This is a genomic window from Pseudogulbenkiania ferrooxidans 2002 (assembly GCF_000174355.1).
In the GTDB taxonomy this organism is placed as follows: Bacteria; Pseudomonadota; Gammaproteobacteria; order Burkholderiales; family Chromobacteriaceae; genus Pseudogulbenkiania; species Pseudogulbenkiania ferrooxidans.
In genome coordinates this window covers 336,129-354,768 of the sequence record NZ_ACIS01000002.1, presented here as the reverse complement: position 1 = coordinate 354,768, position 18,640 = coordinate 336,129, and the positions used below count along the sequence as shown (strand labels likewise).

Genomic DNA, 18,640 nt, shown 5'->3' with positions numbered 1-18,640 from the left:
GCCCGCGCTCGGCCTCGGGACGCACCGCTTTGTGTTGCAGCAGAGGGAAGAATCGGGAGGGGGTTACTGCATCAGTTCCCGTAATACGTAGGGCAGGATGCCGCCGTGGAGGTAGTATTCGACCTCGATCGGGGTATCGATGCGAGAGCGCAAGATGACGTCGCGCTGCCTCCCGTCCGGACGGGTGATGCGTAGCATCAGTTCCTGTTGAGGCTTGAGGCCCTGTTCGATACCGACGATGTCGAAGCTGTCGTCACTGCCGAGGTCCAGGCTTTCCCAGCTGTCCCCATTCTGGAACTGCAGCGGCAAGACCCCCATGCCGACCAGGTTGGAACGGTGAATGCGTTCGAAGCTCTTTGCCACCACGGCCTTGACGCCCAACAGCTGGGTGCCCTTGGCGGCCCAGTCGCGGCTGGAGCCGGTGCCGTACTCTTCACCGGCGAACACCATGGTCGGGGTGCCGCGGTGACAATACTTCATCGCCGCGTCGTAGACCGTGGTCTGGTGGCCGTCGAACAGGGTGTAGCCGCCTTCGACCCGGCTGCCGTCGTCCTTGCCCGGCAGCATCAGGTTCTTGACGCGGACGTTGGCAAAGGTGCCACGGATCATGACCTCGTGATTGCCGCGCCGGCTGCCGTAGCTGTTGAAGTCCTTTTTCGTGACCCCTTCGGCCAATAGATACTGCCCGGCCGGGGTGCTGTCACGGAATGAGCCGGCCGGGGAGATGTGATCGGTGGTCACCGAATCGCCGAGCATCAGCAAGGCACGCGCTCCCCGGATGTCGCCGACCTTGCCGGGCTGCATCGCGAAGCCGTCGAAGAACGGCGGACGGGCGATATAGGTCGACTTCGGCCAACTGTAGACGTTGCCGAGCGGCGCGGCGATGGCGTTCCACAGATCGTGGTCGTGGGTGAAGTCGCCGTACAGGCGGCGGAAGGTGTCCGGGTCCATGGCACGCGGCAGCAGCGCGGCCACTTCCTCCGAGCTGGGCCAGATGTCCTTGAGGTAGACCGGCTGGCCATCCCGGCCGATGCCCAGCGGCTCGCGCGTCATGTCGATGGTGACGCGTCCGGCCAGCGCGAACGCCACCACTAGCGGTGGCGAGGCGAGGAAATTGGCGCGCAGGTTGGGGTGAATGCGTGCCTCGAAGTTGCGGTTGCCGGACAGCACCGCGGCGCAGACCAGGTCGTGGCGGGTGATGGCCTCGTTGAACTCGGGGCGCAGGTCGCCAGCGTTGCCGATGCAGGTGGTGCAGCCGTAGGCGGCGACGTTGAAGCCGAGGCGCGCCAGCGGCTCCAGCAGGCCGGTCGTTTCCAGATAGTCGGTGACCACGCGCGAGCCGGGCGCCAGGCTGGTCTTGACGCGCGGATGGACCGTCAGCCCCCTGGCGACGGCCTTTTGCGCCAACAGACCGGCCGCCAGCAGCACGCTGGGGTTCGAGGTGTTGGTGCAGCTAGTGATGGCGGCGATCAGTACGTCACCGCTGCCGATATCCATGGCCGGCGTTTCGGGTTCGGTGTCCGTGCCCGGCTCCCTGCGGTCGAGCATGGGGTGGTCATCGACCATCTCGATCTGATGACGTACAGCCGGCACCGGGGCGTCGTCGCCGGCAGCGGCCTGGGTGGGATAACGCAGCGTCAGCTCGTCGGCGTGCTTGTTGAAGCCGTTCTGTGCCGCCGGCAAGGAAAACAGGTGGGTGAAATTCTCTTTCATCGCCGCCAGTTCGATGCGGTCCTGCGGGCGTTTCGGCCCGGCCAGCGACGGCACGATGCTGGACAGATCGAGCCGCAGCGTCATGCTGTAATCGATCTCGCCCGCACGGGGCACGCCAAACAGCCCCTGGGCGCGGAAATAGTCCTCGAAGTGTTCCACTTCGCTATCGCTGCGACCGGTCTTCTTCAGGTAATCGACTGTCTTCTCGTCCACCGGGAAGAAGCCCATGGTGGCGCCGTACTCCGGGGCCATGTTGGCGATGGTGGCGCGGTCGGTCACGGTCAGGCTGGCGGTGCCCTCACCGTAAAACTCGACGAACTTGCCGACCACCTTCTGGCGGCGCAGCAGTTCGGTCACGGTCAACACCAGATCGGTGGCGGTGATGCCTTCGGCCAACCTGCCGGTCAGTTCCACGCCCACCACGTCCGGCGTCAGGAAGTACACCGGCTGACCCAGCATGGCGGCCTCCGCCTCGATCCCGCCCACCCCCCAGCCGACCACGCCGACGCCGTTGATCATGGTGGTATGGCTGTCGGTGCCGACCAGCGTGTCGGGGAACACCACACCGTCACGGATCTGCACGCCGCGGAACAGGTATTCCAGGTTCACCTGGTGCACGATGCCGATGCCCGGGGGGACTACCTTGAAAGTATCGAACGCCTGCATGCCCCACTTCATGAACTGGTAGCGTTCGCGGTTGCGCTCGAATTCCAGCTCCATGTTGAGGCGCAGCGCATCCGGTCCGCCGTAATGGTCGATCATCACCGAGTGGTCTACCACCAGGTCGACCGGCACCAGGGGCTCGATCAGCTTCGGGTTCTTGCCCATCTCGTCGGCCACGTTGCGCATTGCCGCCAGATCGGCCAGCAGCGGCACGCCGGTAAAGTCCTGCAGCACCACGCGCGCGACGACGAAGGGAATTTCGTCGGTACGCGGGGCGTTCGGCTGCCAGGCGGCCAGCTGACGCACATGCGCCTCGGTGACTTTCTTGCCGTCGCAATGCCGCAGCACCGACTCCAGCACGATGCGGATCGACACCGGCAGGCGCGACACCGCGCCCAGTCCGGCCGTCTCCAGGGCCGGCAACGAATGGTAGAGCAGGGGGTTGCCGGGGTGCGTCTCGATGGTCTTGAGGGTGTTGAACGGGTTGTTGTCCATGGTCTCTCCCTGCCGGTTGCGCCGCTAAAACCTACCTTTCATTATGGCCAATCGACGTGATTTCGCTGCCTTCAGGCGGTGGGCGGCACGCTGAGCCCGGCGGCGCAGGTCTCCAGCCAGTGGCAGAAGGCGCTGACGGTCGGGTCGTCCACGGCGGTGCGCGGTGCGACCCAGCAGTAGGCCCGTACCGGTACGATAGGGCTCGACAGCGGCGTGGTCAGGCGGCCGCGGGCAATTTCGTCTTGCGCCATCGGCATCGGCCCGAGCACCACGCCCAGTCCGTCCATGGCCGCCTCCAGCGCCAGCGAGAAGCGATCGAAGTGCAGCGTGCTGGCCGGCTTCAGGTCCGGCACCCCGGCCAGCGTGAGCCAGCGCTGCCAGGCGGTGGGGCGGGTGTCGGCGTAGAGCAGGGTGTGGCGGGCCAGGTCGGCGGGGCTGGCGACGGGAGCCCGCTCCAGCAGAGCGGGGCTGCACAGCGGCAGCTCCCACTCTTCCAGGAAGGGCTTGGCGATGTGGCCCGGCCAGTCGCCGGGGCCGCGCCGGATGGCGATATCGAAGGGGGTGTCGAGGCGGCCGATGTCGCGGTCGGAGGTGACCAGGTGCAGCTCCACGTCCGGGTAGGCGTCGCGAAACTGGGTCAGCCGGGGAAGCAGCCAATGCCGCGCAAAGGTCGGGGTGGAGTTCACCGTGAGCCGCCGCAGCCGGTCCGGCTGCAACAGCTGCGAGGTGGCGTTGGCGATCAGGTCGAGCCCGTCCTGCACCTGGATCAGATAGCGCCAACCGGTATCGCTCAGCTTGACCCGCCCGCCGGTGCGGTCGAACAGCTTCACGCCCAGCCATTCTTCCAGCTGCTTGATCTGCTTGCTCACAGCGCCATGGGTGATGAAGAGCTCGTTGGCCGCGGCCGAGAAGCTTTCCAGCCTTGCTGCCGCTTCGAAAATGCGCAAGGCATTGAGAGGAGGATAGGTATTCATACTGTGATTTTAACTCACAGGCGCTGTGGCGATTACTCGTTTGTAAGCGTGGGCCAGACCGCGTAATCTTCCAGCATCAAAAAATAGGGGAGAGAATGCGATCTCCCCAGGGCGCTAGCTGGCAGGAGTCATACCAATTGCCGGCCGACTCAATCACCAACATCTCCAGCGTAAAGGTTAAGAACGATGCTTGAAGCTTACCGCCAACATGTTGCCGAGCGTGCCGCTCTCGGCATTCCGCCGCTGCCGCTTTCCGCCAAACAGACCGAAGAGCTGGTCGAGCTCCTGAAAAACCCGCCCAAGGGCGAAGAAGATTTCCTGGTCGAGCTGATCACCCACCGCGTGCCGCCGGGCGTGGATGACGCTGCCAAGGTCAAGGCGTCCTTCCTGGCCGCCGTGGCCGACGGCGACGTGACCTGCGCGCTGATCTCCCGCGAAAAAGCCACCGAACTGCTCGGCACCATGCTGGGTGGCTACAACATCAAGCCGCTGATCGACCTGCTGGACGACGCCTCCGTGGCCCAGATCGCTGCCAACGGACTGAAGAAAACCCTGCTGATGTTCGACTCCTTCCACGACGTGAAGGAAAAAATGGACGCCGGCAACACGTTCGCCCGCGAAGTAGTCGAATCCTGGGCCAACGCCGAGTGGTTCACCAGCCGTCCGGCCGTGCAGGAAAAAATCACCGTGACCGTGTTCAAGGTCACCGGCGAAACCAACACCGACGACCTGTCGCCGGCTCCGGACGCCTGGTCGCGCCCGGACATCCCGCTGCACTACCTGGCCATGCTGAAGAACGCCCGTCCCGGCATCACCCCGGAAGAAGACGGCAAGCGCGGCCCGATCCAGTTCATCGAAGACCTGAAAGCCAAGGGCAACCTGGTGGCCTATGTCGGCGACGTGGTCGGCACCGGCTCTTCCCGCAAGTCTGCCACCAACAGCGTGATCTGGGCGACCGGCGAAGACATCCCGTTTGTGCCGAACAAGCGCTTCGGCGGCGTGTGTCTCGGCGGCAAGATCGCTCCGATCTTCTTCAACACCCAGGAAGACTCCGGCGCCCTGCCGATCGAAGTCGACGTGTCGAAGATGGACATGGGTGACGTGGTCGACATCTACCCGTATCAAGGCAAGATTGAGAAGAACGGCGAAAAGATCGCCGAGTTCGCGCTCAAGTCCGACGTGATCCTGGACGAAGTGCGCGCTGGCGGCCGTATCAACCTGATCATCGGCCGTGGCCTGACCAGCAAGGCGCGCGAAGCGCTGGGTCTGCCGGCCTCCACCGAATTCCGCCTGCCGACCGCACCGGTCGATTCCGGCAAGGGCTTCTCGCTGGCGCAGAAGATGGTTGGCCGCGCCTGTGGTCTGCCGGAAGGTCAGGGCGTACGTCCGGGCACCTACTGCGAACCGAAGATGACCACCGTCGGCTCGCAGGACACCACCGGCCCGATGACCCGTGACGAGCTGAAAGACTTGGCTTGCCTGGGCTTCTCCGCCGACCTGGTAATGCAGTCGTTCTGCCACACTGCCGCCTATCCGAAGCCGGTCGACGTGAAAACCCACAAGGAACTGCCGGCCTTCATCTCTACCCGTGGCGGTGTTGCGCTGCGTCCGGGCGACGGCGTGATCCACTCCTGGCTCAACCGCCTGCTGCTGCCGGATACCGTCGGCACTGGTGGTGACTCGCACACCCGCTTCCCGATCGGCATTTCCTTCCCGGCCGGCTCCGGTCTGGTAGCCTTTGCTGCCGCGACCGGCGTGATGCCGCTCGACATGCCGGAATCGGTGCTGGTGCGCTTCAAGGGCGAAATGCAGCCGGGCGTCACCCTGCGTGATCTGGTCAATGCCATTCCGCTCTACGCCATCAAGCAGGGCCTGCTGACCGTGGCCAAGGCTGGCAAGAAGAACATCTTCTCCGGTCGCATCCTGGAAATCGAAGGCCTGCCGAACCTGAAGGTCGAGCAAGCGTTCGAACTGTCCGACGCCTCGGCCGAACGTTCCGCCGCCGGTTGTTCCGTGCGCCTGAACAAGGACCCGATCGTCGAGTACATGAAGTCGAACATCACCCTGATGAAGGTGATGATCGCCGACGGCTACCAGGACGCACGTACCCTGGAGCGCCGCATCAAGGCCATGGAACAGTGGATCGCCAACGGTGAACTGCTGCAGCCGGACGCCGACGCCGAGTACGCCGCCGTGATCGAGATCGATCTGGCTGACATCCACGAGCCGATCGTGGCCTGCCCGAACGACCCGGACGACGTGAAGACCCTGTCCGAAGTCGCCGGCGCCAAGATCGACGAAGTGTTCATCGGTTCGTGCATGACCAACATCGGCCACTTCCGTGCCGCTTCCAAGCTGCTGGAAGGCAAGCGCGACATCCCGGTCAAACTGTGGGTGGCTCCGCCGACCAAGATGGATGCCCAGCAGCTGACCAACGAAGGCCACTACGGCGTGTTTGGCTCTGCCGGCGCCCGTACCGAAATGCCGGGTTGCTCGCTGTGCATGGGTAACCAGGCACAGGTCCGCGAAGGCGCCACCGTGATGTCGACCTCGACCCGTAACTTCCCGAACCGTCTGGGCAAGAATACCAACGTGTATCTCGGCTCGGCGGAACTGGCTGCGATCTGCTCCAAGCTGGGCCGCATCCCGAGCAAGGAAGAGTACATGGCCGACATCGGCGTCATCAACAAGCAGGCTGCCGACGTTTACCGCTACATGAACTTCGACCAGATCGACGAGTTCAAGGAAGTGGCCGACACGGTCAACGTCTAACTACAGCAAGGGTTTCGGTTGGTTGGGTATTCTGGCGCTGTCTTTTATCAGTGGATGGATACCCCCAAAGATACCCCCAATGTAAAAAGCTGCCCCGCCAAGTGCGGGGCATTTTTTTGGGACATTCTCAGCCTAGCGCCGGGGCCATCAACAATCGTGAAGGAGCCAATCCGCAGCGGTATCCCCTGACGAGGTGGGAAGGAACCGTGGCCCCGGTCAATTGCTCTCCTTGAGCTCGGGCCAGGCGGCAATGATGCGTTTGGCGCGCCCCTTCAGCTTTTCCGTGCCTTCCCGCCGTGCTGCATGTGGAGCAAGGAATTCTCCGCTGTATCTCGGAATCAGGTGGATGTGAAAGTACGTGCGGTCTGGCCGGCCGCGCTGCCGTTAGCCTGCACCAGGATAATGCCAGGTGGCCTCTGGGCGGTCCTGATCGCGAAGGCGGCCGTAGCGGACAGCATCCAGAAAGCGGCCCTTGAGTTTCCACCTGTCGGCTATCGGAAACCAACATGAAGTCCCGCTCTCGGCCAACTGCTGCCAGTCGCTCATTTGGCATAGCCGCCATTCAAGCGGCGGCTCACTCTGAAACCTGCCGAACAGCCAATGAGAACTCTTCGGCCAAAGGAGTCGCCCGGCCTTTTGGCCAGAAGTAGCTGCTTCCGTGGCTAAAGCAGCCATTAACGTGACCCGCAGTCCATGAGCGGTTTACCATAATCCTGTTGGTAAAGTCCTGGGGCCAATCTAGCTTAGTTCAATATCCGTAATCGGCAGCTTGTTCGTCGCTTTCATCTCCCTCAATGAAATATTCGTACGGATGCTCAACACGCCCGGCAATTTTCTCAGCACGGTCTCGACAAAACGGCTGTAATCATCGAGATCCCTGGCGACCACCTGCAGTAGAAAGTCGGCCTCGCCGGTTGTGTTGTGACAAGCAAGCACATTGGGGCTGGCCTGAATGATTCTCTCGAATGCGGCAGTGACCTCCTCGCTGTGCTGCGTACAAACAATCTGCACAAAAGCCATCACGCCGATTCCGAGCTTGCGCCGGTTCAGTATCGCTTTATAGCCTTCGATAACTCCCATCTCTTCCAGCCGTTTCTGGCGCCGCCAGCAGGAGGCTTCGCTCAGGGCGAGCTGCTCGGCGAGCCTGGCATTGGACAGGCGGCCATCCTGTTGCAGCCGGTCGGCAATTGCAATATCGACTTTGTCGAGCGCGGTCATGGCGAAACAACCTTTCAATACATTTTCATTGGCGAAATACTATTTCATATTCCCTGTTATTCCAATCGAAAATAGAAAGGTAAATTCACTGCAATGCTTCACAATGAAGGAACACTTCAACACAGGAGCCGCTCATGAAAGCCGTTGTCTACGAGTCCTTTGCCGCCCCGCCGCAACTTACGACTGTCCCTGACCCGACGCCGGAATCCAGCGGCGTGGTCATCAAGGTTATGGCGACCGGTGTTTGCCGAAGCGACTGGCATGGCTGGGTCGGTCATGATCCGGACATTCGTCTTCCCCACGTCCCGGGGCATGAGTTCTCCGGCGTCGTGGAGGCGGTTGGCAAGCAGGTGACAAAATGGAGGGTGGGCGACCGGGTGACCGTTCCGTTTGTGGCCGGATGCGGCCATTGCCCTGAATGCCACTCAGGTAATCATCAGGTTTGCGACCATCAGTTTCAGCCCGGCTTCACCCACTGGGGATCATTTGCCGAGTACGTGTCGATTCATCAGGCGGACATCAATCTGGTGTCCTTGCCAGAAACCCTGGATTTCACGACCGCAGCCAGCCTGGGGTGCCGGTTTGCCACCTCGTTTCGCGCTGTGGTGGATCAGGGCAAGACCTTTGCCGGCCAGTGGCTGGCGGTTCATGGCTGCGGTGGCGTCGGCCTATCCGCCATCATGATTGCCAATGCCATTGGCGCGAATGTCATCGCTATTGATATTTCGGAAGACAAGCTCGATCTAGCCCGCTCTCTCGGTGCGGTTGCCACTGTAAACGCAGCAAAAGTGGCCAACGTGGTCGAAGCCGTGCTGGAAATCACCCAAGGCGGCGCGCACGTCTCCCTGGATGCACTCGGGAACCCTGTCACCTGCTTCAACTCGGTCAGCAACCTGCGCAAACGCGGCAAGCATGTCCAGGTCGGACTCATGCTGGGAGAGCACAGTACCCCGGCCATTCCGATGAGCAAGGTCATCGCGCACGAGCTTGAAATTCTGGGCAGCCACGGCATGCAGGCGCACCGCTACGACGCGATGTTCGCGATGATGAAGTCGGGCAAGTTGGCGCCGGAAAAGCTTATCGGCCGGACGATCGACCTTGAGCAGTCGATCGATGTGCTGATGAATATGGACAAATTCGAAGTTGCAGGCGTAACAGTCGTCACGGAGTTCTGAGATGCATCAACGCGAAGGGTGCTCGTAACTGTGTTTTGAATCGCCCTTGTTTGCCAGAAACATCAATGGCTGCTTTTCAGTATGAGAGCAGCCATTGCTCATGATGGGCTTCCGAAATAGCTCAGGCGGCACTACTACCGGTCTGGAGGGAGTTTCGGTAGATCCTCGGCCAAAGCGGCCCTTCGAATGTCAGATGAAAAATGACTGCTTTACTCAAGGAACCAGCCATAAATCTATCTGGTAATTGAGGGACGACTCAGTTTGTTTCTGCGCCTCTGGAATTGGCCTGCACCAACTCTTTGCTACTCAGTACAAAATCAGCACATTCTGTCAGGCGCTCCACGGCTAGGTCGATGAATCTGCGCACTCTGGCCGGCTGCGCTGCGCGGCTACCGTAATACACAAACAGGCTGTAGTGATCGGCCATGTGCTCCAGCAGGATGGGCACCAGCCGGCCACTGCGAATCAGCGGCGCAGCAGTAGGAGCGGCCAACTGACCGATAACTTCGCCCGCCAGTACAGCCCGCAACTCCATCGCCTCGTCATTGGTACAAAAAGAAGGGTTGACCGGCTGATCCTGCATGCTATCGCCGACACGGACACGCCATGGCACCACGCGGCCGTCGCTTGCCCGGCGGAAGGCGCTGCAGCGGTGGGAGCTCAGGTCGTACAGACTCTGCGGAATGCCGTACTTGCGCAGGTAGCTGGGCGCGGCGCAGATGATCAGCTGCATCGGGAACAGCCGCCGGGCCACCAGGCCTTCCTGCGGCGAGTTACCCAGCCGGAAGCCGACATCGATGCGGTCTTCCACCCAGTTGCCGATACGGTCGTCAAGCTGCACATCTGGCTGCACCTCGGGATAGAGCCGGCAGTATTCGTCCATTACCGGGCCGATGACCGACTGTAGCACCGTGCGCGGGCCGACTATCCGCAATGGCCCGGCCAAGTCGTCCTTGGTCTGCCGGACCGCCGACAGCGCCTGCTGGAAGCCGACCAGCGAAGGATGTACTGCCTCCAGAAAGCGCTGGCCTTCCTCTGTCAGCGACATGCTGCGGGTGGTGCGGTGGAATAGGCGCACGCCCAGGTACTGTTCCAACTGCCCCAGCGCCTTGCTGGCGGCTTGAGGCGATATCTGCTGCGCTTCAGCGGCCTTGCTGAGACTGCCGAACTCGGCTGTGCGCACGAAGGTGGTAATGGAGCGGAGCTCGTTCATGGACATGTTTCAATCCCGCCGGCAAATTAACATCAAAAAGTTGTAGATTATTCAAATGATAACGCTCTAGTTTAATGTTTTCCTGGAAACTAAAGTTCTGTCCATCAAGACCACCGGCCATTACGGCAGTAGAGGACACGCATGGACAACTTTACTTTCTACAACCCTACCAAGATCGATTTCGGCACCGGCAAGGAGCAGCTGATCGGCCAGCACCTGGCCGAGCACGGCATCCGGAAAGTGCTGCTCTGCTTCGGTAGCTACCGCATCAAGCGCGACGGCCTGTTCGAGGCGGTGAGCAAGAGCCTGGCCGCACACGATATCGAGTTCATCGAGTTTGGCAGCATTGTCAGCAACCCGCTGCTGTCGAAAGTGCGCGATGGCATCGCCCTGGCGCGCGGCCACCAGGTGGGTGCCGTGCTCAGCGTAGGCGGCGGCTCGGTGCTGGACAGCTCCAAGGCCATCGCCGCCGGCGTGCCGTACCAGGGCGATGTCTGGGACCTATTCATCGGCAAGGCAGATATTGTCTCGGCGCTACCCGTGTTCTCCATCCTTACCCTGGCTGCCACCGGCAGCGAGATGAACAGTGGTGCGGTGGTGACCAACGAGGCTACCAAAGAGAAGTTCGCCATCCAGTCGGTGCATACCTACCCGCGCGTCTCCATCGTCAACCCGGCGCTGATGCAGACCGTGTCGCGTGACTACCTGGTGTACTCGGCCGCCGACATCATCGCGCACTGCATTGAAGGCTATTTCACCGCCACGGTGCAGCCCACGCTGCACTCGCGCATGGTGGAAGCCCTCATCAATACCGTGATCGACACCACGGAAACGCTGCTGGACAACCCGGCCGACTACGCGGCACGTGCCGAGTTTGCCTGGGCCTCCACCCAGGCACTGAACGGCCTGATCTACGCCGGCACGGCTGGCTTCAGCTACCCAAACCACATGATCGAGCACGCGCTGTCGGCGCTGTTCAACGTGCCGCACGGCGCCGGGTTGTCGGTGATCATGCCGGCCTGGATGAAGTGGTACCACGGCCGCAACCCGGCGCAGTTCCAGCGCCTGGCGCAATACGTGTTCGGCGTGGATACCCCGCAGCAGGGCATTGCTGCGCTGGAAGCCTGGTTCGACAAGATGGGTACCCCCACGCGCCTGTCGCAGCTGGGCATTGGCGAGGCAGACCTGCCGGCCATTACCGACAACGTACTGGGCAATGCGAAGTGGTTTGGCATCGCCGACATCTATAGCCGCGATGTGGTGGCTACCATTCTGCGCAACGCGCTGTGATGCACCTGCCACCGCTGGTAGCAGGTGCCGCCCGCGGTGGCCACTTAATCCGGAAGCAACACCATGAAAATGCACCACGCAGGCAATAGGCTGGAGGTGAACACCGCATGACAACGCAGACCTTGCCAGACAATCGCCGCGCCATCATGGCCATCATCATGGCCAGTTACCTGATGATCCTGATCGACGTGTCTATCGTCATTACCGGGCTGCCGAAGATACAGGCTGGGCTGGGCTTTAGCACAGTGGGGCTGTCGTGGGTGCAGAACGCCTACACGCTGGCACTGGGCGGGCTGTTGCTGCTGGGCGCGCGCGCAGGCGATATCCTCGGTCGCCGCCGCATGCTGCTGCTGGGGCTGGCCATCTTCACTCTTTCCTCGCTGGCCATCGGCCTGGCGCAAACGCCGGCCTGGCTGTTGGCCGCACGGGCGGTGCAGGGCGCGGGCTCCGCCATTCTGGCGCCGGCTACGCTGGCGCTGCTGTCCACCCACTTTGCCGAAGGGCCGGAGCGCACCCGCGCGCTGTCGCTGTATGCTGCCACCGCCGGCATAGGCGCCACGCTGGGCCTGGTGCTGGGAGGGTTGTTTGCCGAGCTGTTGTCCTGGCGCGCCGGCTTCTTCATCAATCTGCCGATAGGTGCCTTGCTGATGCTGGCTACCCGCCGCTACATCCAAGAAACGCCGACCCACAGTGGTCAGCTCGATATCGGCGGCGCTGCCAGCTCCACCCTGGGCATGACCGCGCTGGTCTACGGACTGGTGCGGGCGGCAGAGCAGGGCTGGGGCGATTGGCTCACCATCACGGCGCTGACCGGCGGGCTAGGCCTGCTCGGTATCTTCCTGCTGATACAGGCGCGGGCCCGGCAGCCCATTCTGCCGCTGCGCCTGTTTGCCAGCCGGGAGCGCAGCGGCGCCTACGCCGCGCGGATGTTGTTCCTGGGCGGCATGGTGGGATTCTGGTTCTTTACCACCCAGTTCCTACAGGGCGTGTTGGGCTTTACCCCCTTGCAGGCCGGGCTGGCGTTTCTGCCTGCCACCTTGCCCAACTTCCTTTCCGCCATGCTGGTGCCGCGGCTCACTCCGCGGGTAGGCAGCGCCAGGCTGCTGGCGTTTGGGCTGCTGGCCTGCCTTGGAGGATTGACCTGGCTGGGGCAGGTGTCGGCCGGTACGCACTACGTCAGTGGCGTTGCCCTGCCCATGATGCTGATCGGCTTTGGCCAGGGCGTGGTGCTGCCGCCGCTTACCGTGTTTGCCGTTGCGGGTGTTGCCCGGCAGGACGCCGGTGCGGCGTCGGGGCTAGTGAACGTGGCTCACCAGCTTGGTGGCGCCATCGGCCTGGGCGTGCTGGTGGTGGTGTTTGCCGCCGCAGTGCCGGTACAGCTGGCCGGTGTGCCACTGCTGGCACATCGCATTGCCATGGTGATGGATGGCAGCGCCGTGATGTTATCGCTGGCTCTGCTGGCCTCCTTGGTGCTGATCCTGCCGGCGCATGCCCGCAAGCCGGTGCCGGCGGGCATGCCGGTTGCCATTGGCCAGGTAGCGGGCGGCAAATAACCTCGGAAAAGGAATACCGACATGCAGACAACCACATTGAATAACGGCATCCAGATGCCGCTGCAGGGCTTCGGGGTGTACCAGATGCACGACCTTGCCGAGTGCGAGGTCAGCGTAGCCGCCGCGCTGCGCATCGGTTACCGCCTCATCGACACCGCAGCCTCCTACGGCAACGAGGTAGCGGTTGGCCGTGCCATCGCCGCCAGCGGCATCCCGCGTGAGCAACTGTTCATCACCACCAAGCTGTGGCTGCACGACAGCGGCTATGAGCAGACTCTGCAGGCCTTTGAACGCTCCATGGAGCGGCTGCAGCTGGACTACCTGGACCTCTACCTGATCCACCAGCCCTATGGCGACGTGCATGGCTCGTGGCGGGCAATGGAAGCGCTGTACCAGGCTGGCCGCATCCGCGCCATTGGCGTAAGCAACTTCCAGCCGGACCGGGTGATGGACCTGATGCTGCGCAACCGGGTAGTGCCGGCGGTGAACCAGATCGAGACACACCCGTTCTGCCAGCAGACCGCTAGCGCGCAGTTCCTGCAGCAGCTGGGCATACAGATCGAATCCTGGGGGCCATTTGCCGAGGGGCGCAACAACCTGTTTAGCAATGCACTGCTGCAGGACATCGCCACGCGGCATGGCCGCACGGTGGCCCAGGTAGTGCTGCGCTGGCTGCTGCAACGCGGCGTGGTGACCATTCCCAAATCGGTACGCCCGGAACGCATGGCCGAGAACTTCGCCATCGCCGATTTCGAGCTGAGCGCCGAGGACATGGCTAGCATTGCCACGCTGGATACCGGCAGCAGCGCGTTCTTCGACCACCGCGACCCGGCAATGGTGAAGTGGCTGTATGAAGCGCATCGCCCCACCTGACCCAAGCATCCCTATATCCAGACATCAAGCAAGGAAAGCATCATGACTGAGCAAACTCTCTCCAGTGCCGACGCCGTAACCGTGGCCCGCGCTGGCTCGCAAGACTCCTACCGCGGCCCGGCGGAGTGGTTCACCGGCAGCGTGCGCGTCGACCCTCTGTTCGCCGCCCGCCAACCCGCCGCCGGCTCCGGCGCACTGGTAACCTTCGAGCCGGGCGCACGCACCGACTGGCACACCCACCCGTTGGGGCAGACACTGATCGTGACCGCCGGCTGCGGCTGCGTGCAGCAGTGGGGTGGCCCGGTACAGGAAATCCGCCCCGGCGACGTGGTGAGTATTCCCGCTGGAACTAAACACTGGCACGGCGCAGCACCTACTACCGCTATGAGCCACATTGCCATTCAGGAGCAGTTGCAAGGAATTGCCGCGAACTGGCTGGAAAAAGTTAGTGACGAACAATACAGAAGCTAAATTCTAGAAAGTGCAGGGGGCTGAAATGCCCCTCTTTTCAAGAAATTGAAAGTCACAATGGACTGTGAAACGTACCTTACTTGCTAGGTACTTTTATGGCTGCTTCCCCTTCCAAAGTGGCCGCCGTGGACCTCGGATGCGAAAGACTTCCCTGGCCGAACTTCAGACGAATCCTCAGCAATCAAGAATGGCTACTATCAGCACTAGGGATTAAGTGTGGCCATCTGAGAGGGAGCGCGTGGAGAACTCGAAGTTGGGTTTGCAGGAGGCGAGTGGATCAGGAGCAGATCACCAATTCCACATGGCAGGTGGGGTCCAGGCAAAACAAAGCCCTCCTGGATGGGAGGGCTTTATTTGTATGGGGCGGGGTGGTGTCAGTGCTGATGCCCGTGCTCGCCATGTACATGCTGGTGGGCAATTTCCTCGGCGGTTGCCTCACGTACGTCCACAACCTTGAGGGCGAAGCGCAGGGTTTTGCCGCAAAGCGGGTGGTTGCCGTCCAGCAATACGGTTGGGCCTTTGATCTTGGTGACGAAATAATAGCGCGGGGTGCCATCCGGGCCGGGGCGTTGGATCTGGCCGCCTACCTTGATGCCGGGGGGGAATTCGGCCTTGGGCATGGTGGTGACCAGGGCTTCGTCGCGTTCGCCGAAGGTGTCTTCGGTAGCGAGTTCCAGCGTGGTTTGAAAGCCTGATTCCTGACCTTCAAGTGCGGCTTCCAGTTTGGGGAAGAGGTTGTCGTAATCGCCGTGCAGGTAGGAGACTGGGTTCTTGCCATCGTCGTAAACCAGACCCTGGCTGTCTGTGACTTTCATTCGCAGGGTGACGGCGGTGTTTTGGGTGATTTTCATGGCGGGCAATGGCAAATAAATTGGAGCGGGAAGGTTCGCAGTTCAGCGGGGGAGTGTCAACTGGCGGGCGAGTCACCTCACTCACGCCGATATCCGCCGAATATGCTTCCGTTGCAGTGTTGGCTGCTGTTGAATATTGGCACTTAACACTGGATTGGGTAATGGTGCGGATGAGCAAGGAAGTGACGGTTTGTCTGGCAGGAGTGGTTCACTGGGATTGCAAGCAGGCGGAATTCCGCCGTACCGTCTCCTTGAGGTTCCCTCGTCATGCCGAACTAGCCGTCAATGACATGCCACGGATGCTTCCGGTTTGAAAAAATGCCCCGCCTGGTGCGGGGCATTTTTTTGCGCATGTTCAGCTCGCTTCCGATGTCATCAACAATCGTGCAGGAGCCAATCCGCCGCGGCGTCCCCTGACGAGGCGGGAGGGAGCCGTGGTTCCGGTCAATTGCTCTCGTCGAGTTCGGGCCAAGCGGCAATGATGCGCTTGGCAAGCTCCTTCAGCTTTTCCGTGTCTTCCCGCCGTGCTGCATGCGGAGCGAGGAATTCCCCGCTGTGTCTCGGAATCACGTGGATGTGAAAGTGCGGCACGGTCTGGCCGGCCGCGCTGCCGTTCGCCTGGGCCAGGATCATGCCGGGAGGGTTCAGGGCCGCCCTGACCGCGATGGCCGCCTTGCGTGCGGTCAGCATGCAGGCCGCCGCCGCATCGTCGGACAGCTCGAAAATCTGCGATGCGGGTTCTTTGGGGATAACGAGGAGATGGCCGTCTGCCTGAGGCATGATGTCCATGAACACGAGCGTCATCTGGTCTTCGAAAACTTTGATGCATGGGGCTTGGCCACGCAGGATTTGGGCAAAGATGTTGTTGGAGTCGTAAGACATGGCACTTTCCGTTCGATGAACCAAGGTTCATTGTAGTGCAGGCCGGGCGTGGTCGAAGCTCCGGAACGGTTTGCCATCAGTTCCAGGAAGCGGATAGCAAAGTGTGATCTATGCTCACCAGCGCCACCGCTGTTGGCGATGGCGCAGTTCAGGAAACGGATTGCCCCGACGGTTAATGCCAGCCTTGCCGCCACTGGGTGGCGTCGGTCAGCGTTTTCCAGGGAATGATGCGGCTGCGTCGGCTGTAGACCGCTTCCAGTTCCACTTCGGTAATCGGTGCGTCGGGGTGTTCCGGCTCCAGCACGCGCACCACGATGAAGTGCTTTTCCTTGTTCTGCGGCGCCAGGGCCGTCCACTTGCTCAGCAGCAGCTTGCGCGGGTTGAGGCGTATCGTCATGGCGCGCCTCAGCCGTCGCTGCGGGTCTGGCCGACCCGGATCAGTTTGCCGGTGTCGAAACCCAGTTGCCGCGCCTTTTCAAGCAGGCGGGCGGTGACGTCATCGGGCAGTTGCTTGTCGCGCGCCAGAATCCACAAGTAGGAGCGGTCGTTGCCGGCCACCATGGCCCAGCGGTAGTCCGGGTCCAGCACCACCACGTGATAGCCGCCGTAGAAGGGGCCGAAGAACGACACCTTCAGCGAGGCGCGGTGCGGGTCGCCGTTGAACAGCGCGCGGCCTTCCGCCTGTTTCCAGCGCCCGGCGGCGGGATCGAAGCCGCGATTGATCACGCTGACGCTGCCGTCCGCCTGCGGCGCGTAGCTGGCGCTGACGTCGCTGAGCCCGCGTTCGAAGCGGTGCTCCAGCCGGGCGATTTCATACCACTTGCCGCTGTAGCGTTGCAGCTCGAAGCCGCTGACCGGCTGGATGCCGGGCGGCGGCAAGGTGGAGCAGGCCGCCAGCAGCAGGCTGCCGCCAAGGAGCATGAGGCGTTGCAGTCGGGAGCGTCGCATGGTGTCTTCCTCTATTGATGACTCACAAGGTTTCGATGCGTTGCAGTATGCGGCGACAGGCCGGCCCGCAGCGAGGCGCTGCCGATCCCCCTCCGCCGCTGGATGTGCTGGCGCAGGCATCGCGCAAGGTTGGCCGAAGACGGCGCGCGTGTCGTCATGGCGGCGGTAGATCAAGGCGGTCATGGGCTTGGCGCCGCTGGCGGCAGCGTTCGGAACAAAACTTCACCTCATCCCAGCAACGCGCCCATTTGCGCCGCCAGCTCATGGGGTGGCCGCAGCCGGCGCACGGCTTGGCGGGAAGGGCGGACTTGTTGCCCTTGAAGGATGGCTTCATGCGCGCCAGCCTTCGTCATGCACCGACAGCAGGCGCCGCAACAGGCGCAAGGGCGGGCCGATCAGCGGCAGCTTGTGCAGCAACTCTTCGGCGGAATCCCAGTAGTCCCGGTGCGCTACCACTTTGCCGCGAGAGTCGAAGCGTAGATGGCTGCCGCCATGCAAGAGATAGGCCTTGCCGCGGCGGCGGAAGCGGAAGTCCCAGGTCAGGAAAGCCTGGCTGCCGTCCAGCAATTGCTCGCGGAGGATGAACACCGGCTGTTCCAGCACGTTGAACATATGCCGGAAGACATCGTGTATGCCGTCGCGGCTCTGCACCGTGTTGAACGGGTCCTTGAAGCAGGCCGACGCGGCGTAAAAACGGTCGATGCCTCATCCAGCGTGACCGGGCTCAGATGGGCATACCAGTCGGCCAATTCGGCCAGCCGCGCTCTCAGGTTCGGGCCAGGTGGCGCAGCAGCGGCAATCTCAGGCGATAGGGCAGCATGGCGATCAGCTTGATCCATAGCGTAAACCTGCGAGGAAAGTGGATTTCGAAATGGCCGCGCTCCAGTCCGCGCACTATGCACCGCGCGGCGTCGTCGGCACTCATGATGGCGGGCATCGGGAAGTCGTTCATGGCGGTGAGCCGGGTGGTCACGAAGCCGGGGTTGATGAGGTAGACAGGGATGCCGTGGCAGCGCAGTTCGGCGTGCAGCAATTCGGCCAGGTTGATCAGCGCGGCCTTGCTCGGGCCGTAGACGCTGGCGCCGGGTAGACCGACATAGCCCGCCACGCTGGCCACCAGCGCGATGCCGCCGGACTGGCGCGCCATCAGCGCGGGCAGGATGGTTTCCAGCCCGAAGTACACCCCCGCCAGGTTGGTGTCGAGGGTCTGCCGAACGCGCTCGTGCTGCAGCTCCCAGCAGCGCTCCGGCCGGTAGTCGGCGGCGCAGAACACCACTAGGTCCGGCAAGCGCTGCTGGTCCTGCCATCGCGACCAGCCCTCGCGCCAGGATTGCGGGTCCGTGACATCCAGCGGCAGCACGGTGGCGCGCGGGTGGGCATGGGCCACCTGCATCAGCTGGGCCTGGCGGCGGGCGGACAAGACCACTTCCGCGCCCTTGTCCAGCAGCAGGCGGGACAGCGCCGCGCCGATGCCGCTGGAGGCGCCGACGATCCACACCCGTTGACGGCGCCAGTCACGGATCGGGGGATTGATGGGCGCGAGCGGCAT

Annotated in this window: 18 protein-coding genes; 7 read left to right on the top strand and 11 right to left on the bottom strand. The window is 62.5% G+C overall.

Annotation, left to right across the window (positions count from 1 at the left end; translation table 11 throughout):
* Positions 1-63: 63 nt before the first annotated feature.
* Positions 64-2,871 (bottom strand): aconitate hydratase AcnA, encoded by a 2,808-nt coding sequence (gene acnA / locus FURADRAFT_RS04360; protein ID WP_008952903.1) that lies wholly within the window; start codon positions 2,869-2,871, stop codon positions 64-66.
* A 71-nt stretch (positions 2,872-2,942) separates the two neighbouring features.
* Positions 2,943-3,845: a transcriptional regulator GcvA gene (gene gcvA / locus FURADRAFT_RS04355; RefSeq protein ID WP_008952902.1), complete on the bottom strand. Its 903-nt coding sequence runs from the start codon at positions 3,843-3,845 to the stop codon at positions 2,943-2,945.
* A gap of 186 nt (positions 3,846-4,031) precedes the next feature.
* On the opposite strand from gcvA, the gene acnB reads away from it, so the two are divergent.
* Positions 4,032-6,617, top strand: coding sequence for a bifunctional aconitate hydratase 2/2-methylisocitrate dehydratase (gene acnB, locus FURADRAFT_RS04350; protein ID WP_008952901.1), 2,586 nt, complete (start codon positions 4,032-4,034; stop codon positions 6,615-6,617).
* Positions 6,618-7,355: 738 nt separating this feature from the next.
* Here acnB and FURADRAFT_RS04340 read toward each other — a convergent pair.
* Positions 7,356-7,835 carry an Lrp/AsnC family transcriptional regulator gene (locus FURADRAFT_RS04340; protein WP_008952900.1) on the bottom strand — a complete coding sequence of 160 codons (480 nt, stop codon included), beginning with the start codon at positions 7,833-7,835 and terminating at the stop codon, positions 7,356-7,358.
* A gap of 134 nt (positions 7,836-7,969) precedes the next feature.
* Between FURADRAFT_RS04340 and FURADRAFT_RS04335 the strand changes: the two genes are divergently transcribed.
* Positions 7,970-9,010: a zinc-dependent alcohol dehydrogenase family protein gene (locus FURADRAFT_RS04335; protein WP_008952899.1), complete on the top strand. Its 1,041-nt coding sequence runs from the start codon at positions 7,970-7,972 to the stop codon at positions 9,008-9,010.
* A 256-nt stretch (positions 9,011-9,266) separates the two neighbouring features.
* On the opposite strand, the gene FURADRAFT_RS04330 is transcribed toward FURADRAFT_RS04335, so the two are convergent.
* Positions 9,267-10,229 (bottom strand): LysR family transcriptional regulator, encoded by a 963-nt coding sequence (locus FURADRAFT_RS04330; protein ID WP_008952898.1) that lies wholly within the window; start codon positions 10,227-10,229, stop codon positions 9,267-9,269.
* Positions 10,230-10,364: 135 nt separating this feature from the next.
* Between FURADRAFT_RS04330 and FURADRAFT_RS04325 the strand changes: the two genes are divergently transcribed.
* The 4 genes from FURADRAFT_RS04325 (at position 10,365) to FURADRAFT_RS04310 (ending at position 14,410) form a co-directional block, all read left to right on the top strand.
* Entirely contained in the window at positions 10,365-11,513 is a 1,149-nt protein-coding gene (locus FURADRAFT_RS04325) for an iron-containing alcohol dehydrogenase (protein WP_008952897.1), read from the top strand.
* Between the two features lie 107 nt (positions 11,514-11,620).
* Positions 11,621-13,066 carry an MFS transporter gene (locus FURADRAFT_RS04320; RefSeq protein ID WP_008952896.1) on the top strand — a complete coding sequence of 482 codons (1,446 nt, stop codon included), beginning with the start codon at positions 11,621-11,623 and terminating at the stop codon, positions 13,064-13,066.
* A 21-nt stretch (positions 13,067-13,087) separates the two neighbouring features.
* Positions 13,088-13,939 (top strand): aldo/keto reductase, encoded by an 852-nt coding sequence (locus FURADRAFT_RS04315; RefSeq protein ID WP_008952895.1) that lies wholly within the window; start codon positions 13,088-13,090, stop codon positions 13,937-13,939.
* 42 nt (positions 13,940-13,981) lie between these two features.
* Positions 13,982-14,410, top strand: a complete 429-nt coding sequence (locus tag FURADRAFT_RS04310; RefSeq protein WP_008952894.1) for a (R)-mandelonitrile lyase — start codon at positions 13,982-13,984, stop codon at positions 14,408-14,410.
* 374 nt (positions 14,411-14,784) lie between these two features.
* Here FURADRAFT_RS04310 and FURADRAFT_RS04305 read toward each other — a convergent pair whose 3' ends face one another.
* Positions 14,785-15,261, bottom strand: a complete 477-nt coding sequence (locus FURADRAFT_RS04305; protein ID WP_008952893.1) for an FKBP-type peptidyl-prolyl cis-trans isomerase — start codon at positions 15,259-15,261, stop codon at positions 14,785-14,787.
* Between the two features lie 8 nt (positions 15,262-15,269).
* On the opposite strand from FURADRAFT_RS04305, the gene FURADRAFT_RS20425 reads away from it, so the two are divergent.
* Complete coding sequence (locus FURADRAFT_RS20425) at positions 15,270-15,575, top strand: hypothetical protein (protein ID WP_150105006.1); 306 nt, start codon at positions 15,270-15,272, stop codon at positions 15,573-15,575.
* Between the two features lie 130 nt (positions 15,576-15,705).
* Here FURADRAFT_RS20425 and FURADRAFT_RS04300 read toward each other — a convergent pair whose 3' ends face one another.
* The 6 genes from FURADRAFT_RS04300 to FURADRAFT_RS04280 form a co-directional block, all read right to left on the bottom strand.
* Positions 15,706-16,143 (bottom strand): HIT family protein, encoded by a 438-nt coding sequence (locus FURADRAFT_RS04300; RefSeq protein WP_008952892.1) that lies wholly within the window; start codon positions 16,141-16,143, stop codon positions 15,706-15,708.
* A gap of 172 nt (positions 16,144-16,315) precedes the next feature.
* Complete coding sequence (locus tag FURADRAFT_RS04295; RefSeq protein ID WP_008952891.1) at positions 16,316-16,540, bottom strand: TIGR02450 family Trp-rich protein; 225 nt, start codon at positions 16,538-16,540, stop codon at positions 16,316-16,318.
* 8 nt (positions 16,541-16,548) lie between these two features.
* On the bottom strand, positions 16,549-17,091 hold the full coding sequence (locus FURADRAFT_RS04290; protein ID WP_008952890.1) for a lipocalin family protein: 543 nt from the start codon (positions 17,089-17,091) through the stop codon (positions 16,549-16,551).
* Between the two features lie 154 nt (positions 17,092-17,245).
* Positions 17,246-17,425 (bottom strand): DUF2256 domain-containing protein, encoded by a 180-nt coding sequence (locus FURADRAFT_RS21225; RefSeq protein ID WP_081455935.1) that lies wholly within the window; start codon positions 17,423-17,425, stop codon positions 17,246-17,248.
* Positions 17,422-17,742: a nuclear transport factor 2 family protein gene (locus tag FURADRAFT_RS20950; protein WP_236261529.1), complete on the bottom strand. Its 321-nt coding sequence runs from the start codon at positions 17,740-17,742 to the stop codon at positions 17,422-17,424. Before FURADRAFT_RS20950 ends, FURADRAFT_RS21225 begins: the two co-directional genes overlap by 4 nt.
* A 115-nt stretch (positions 17,743-17,857) precedes the next feature.
* Complete coding sequence (locus FURADRAFT_RS04280; RefSeq protein WP_008952888.1) at positions 17,858-18,640, bottom strand: SDR family NAD(P)-dependent oxidoreductase; 783 nt, start codon at positions 18,638-18,640, stop codon at positions 17,858-17,860.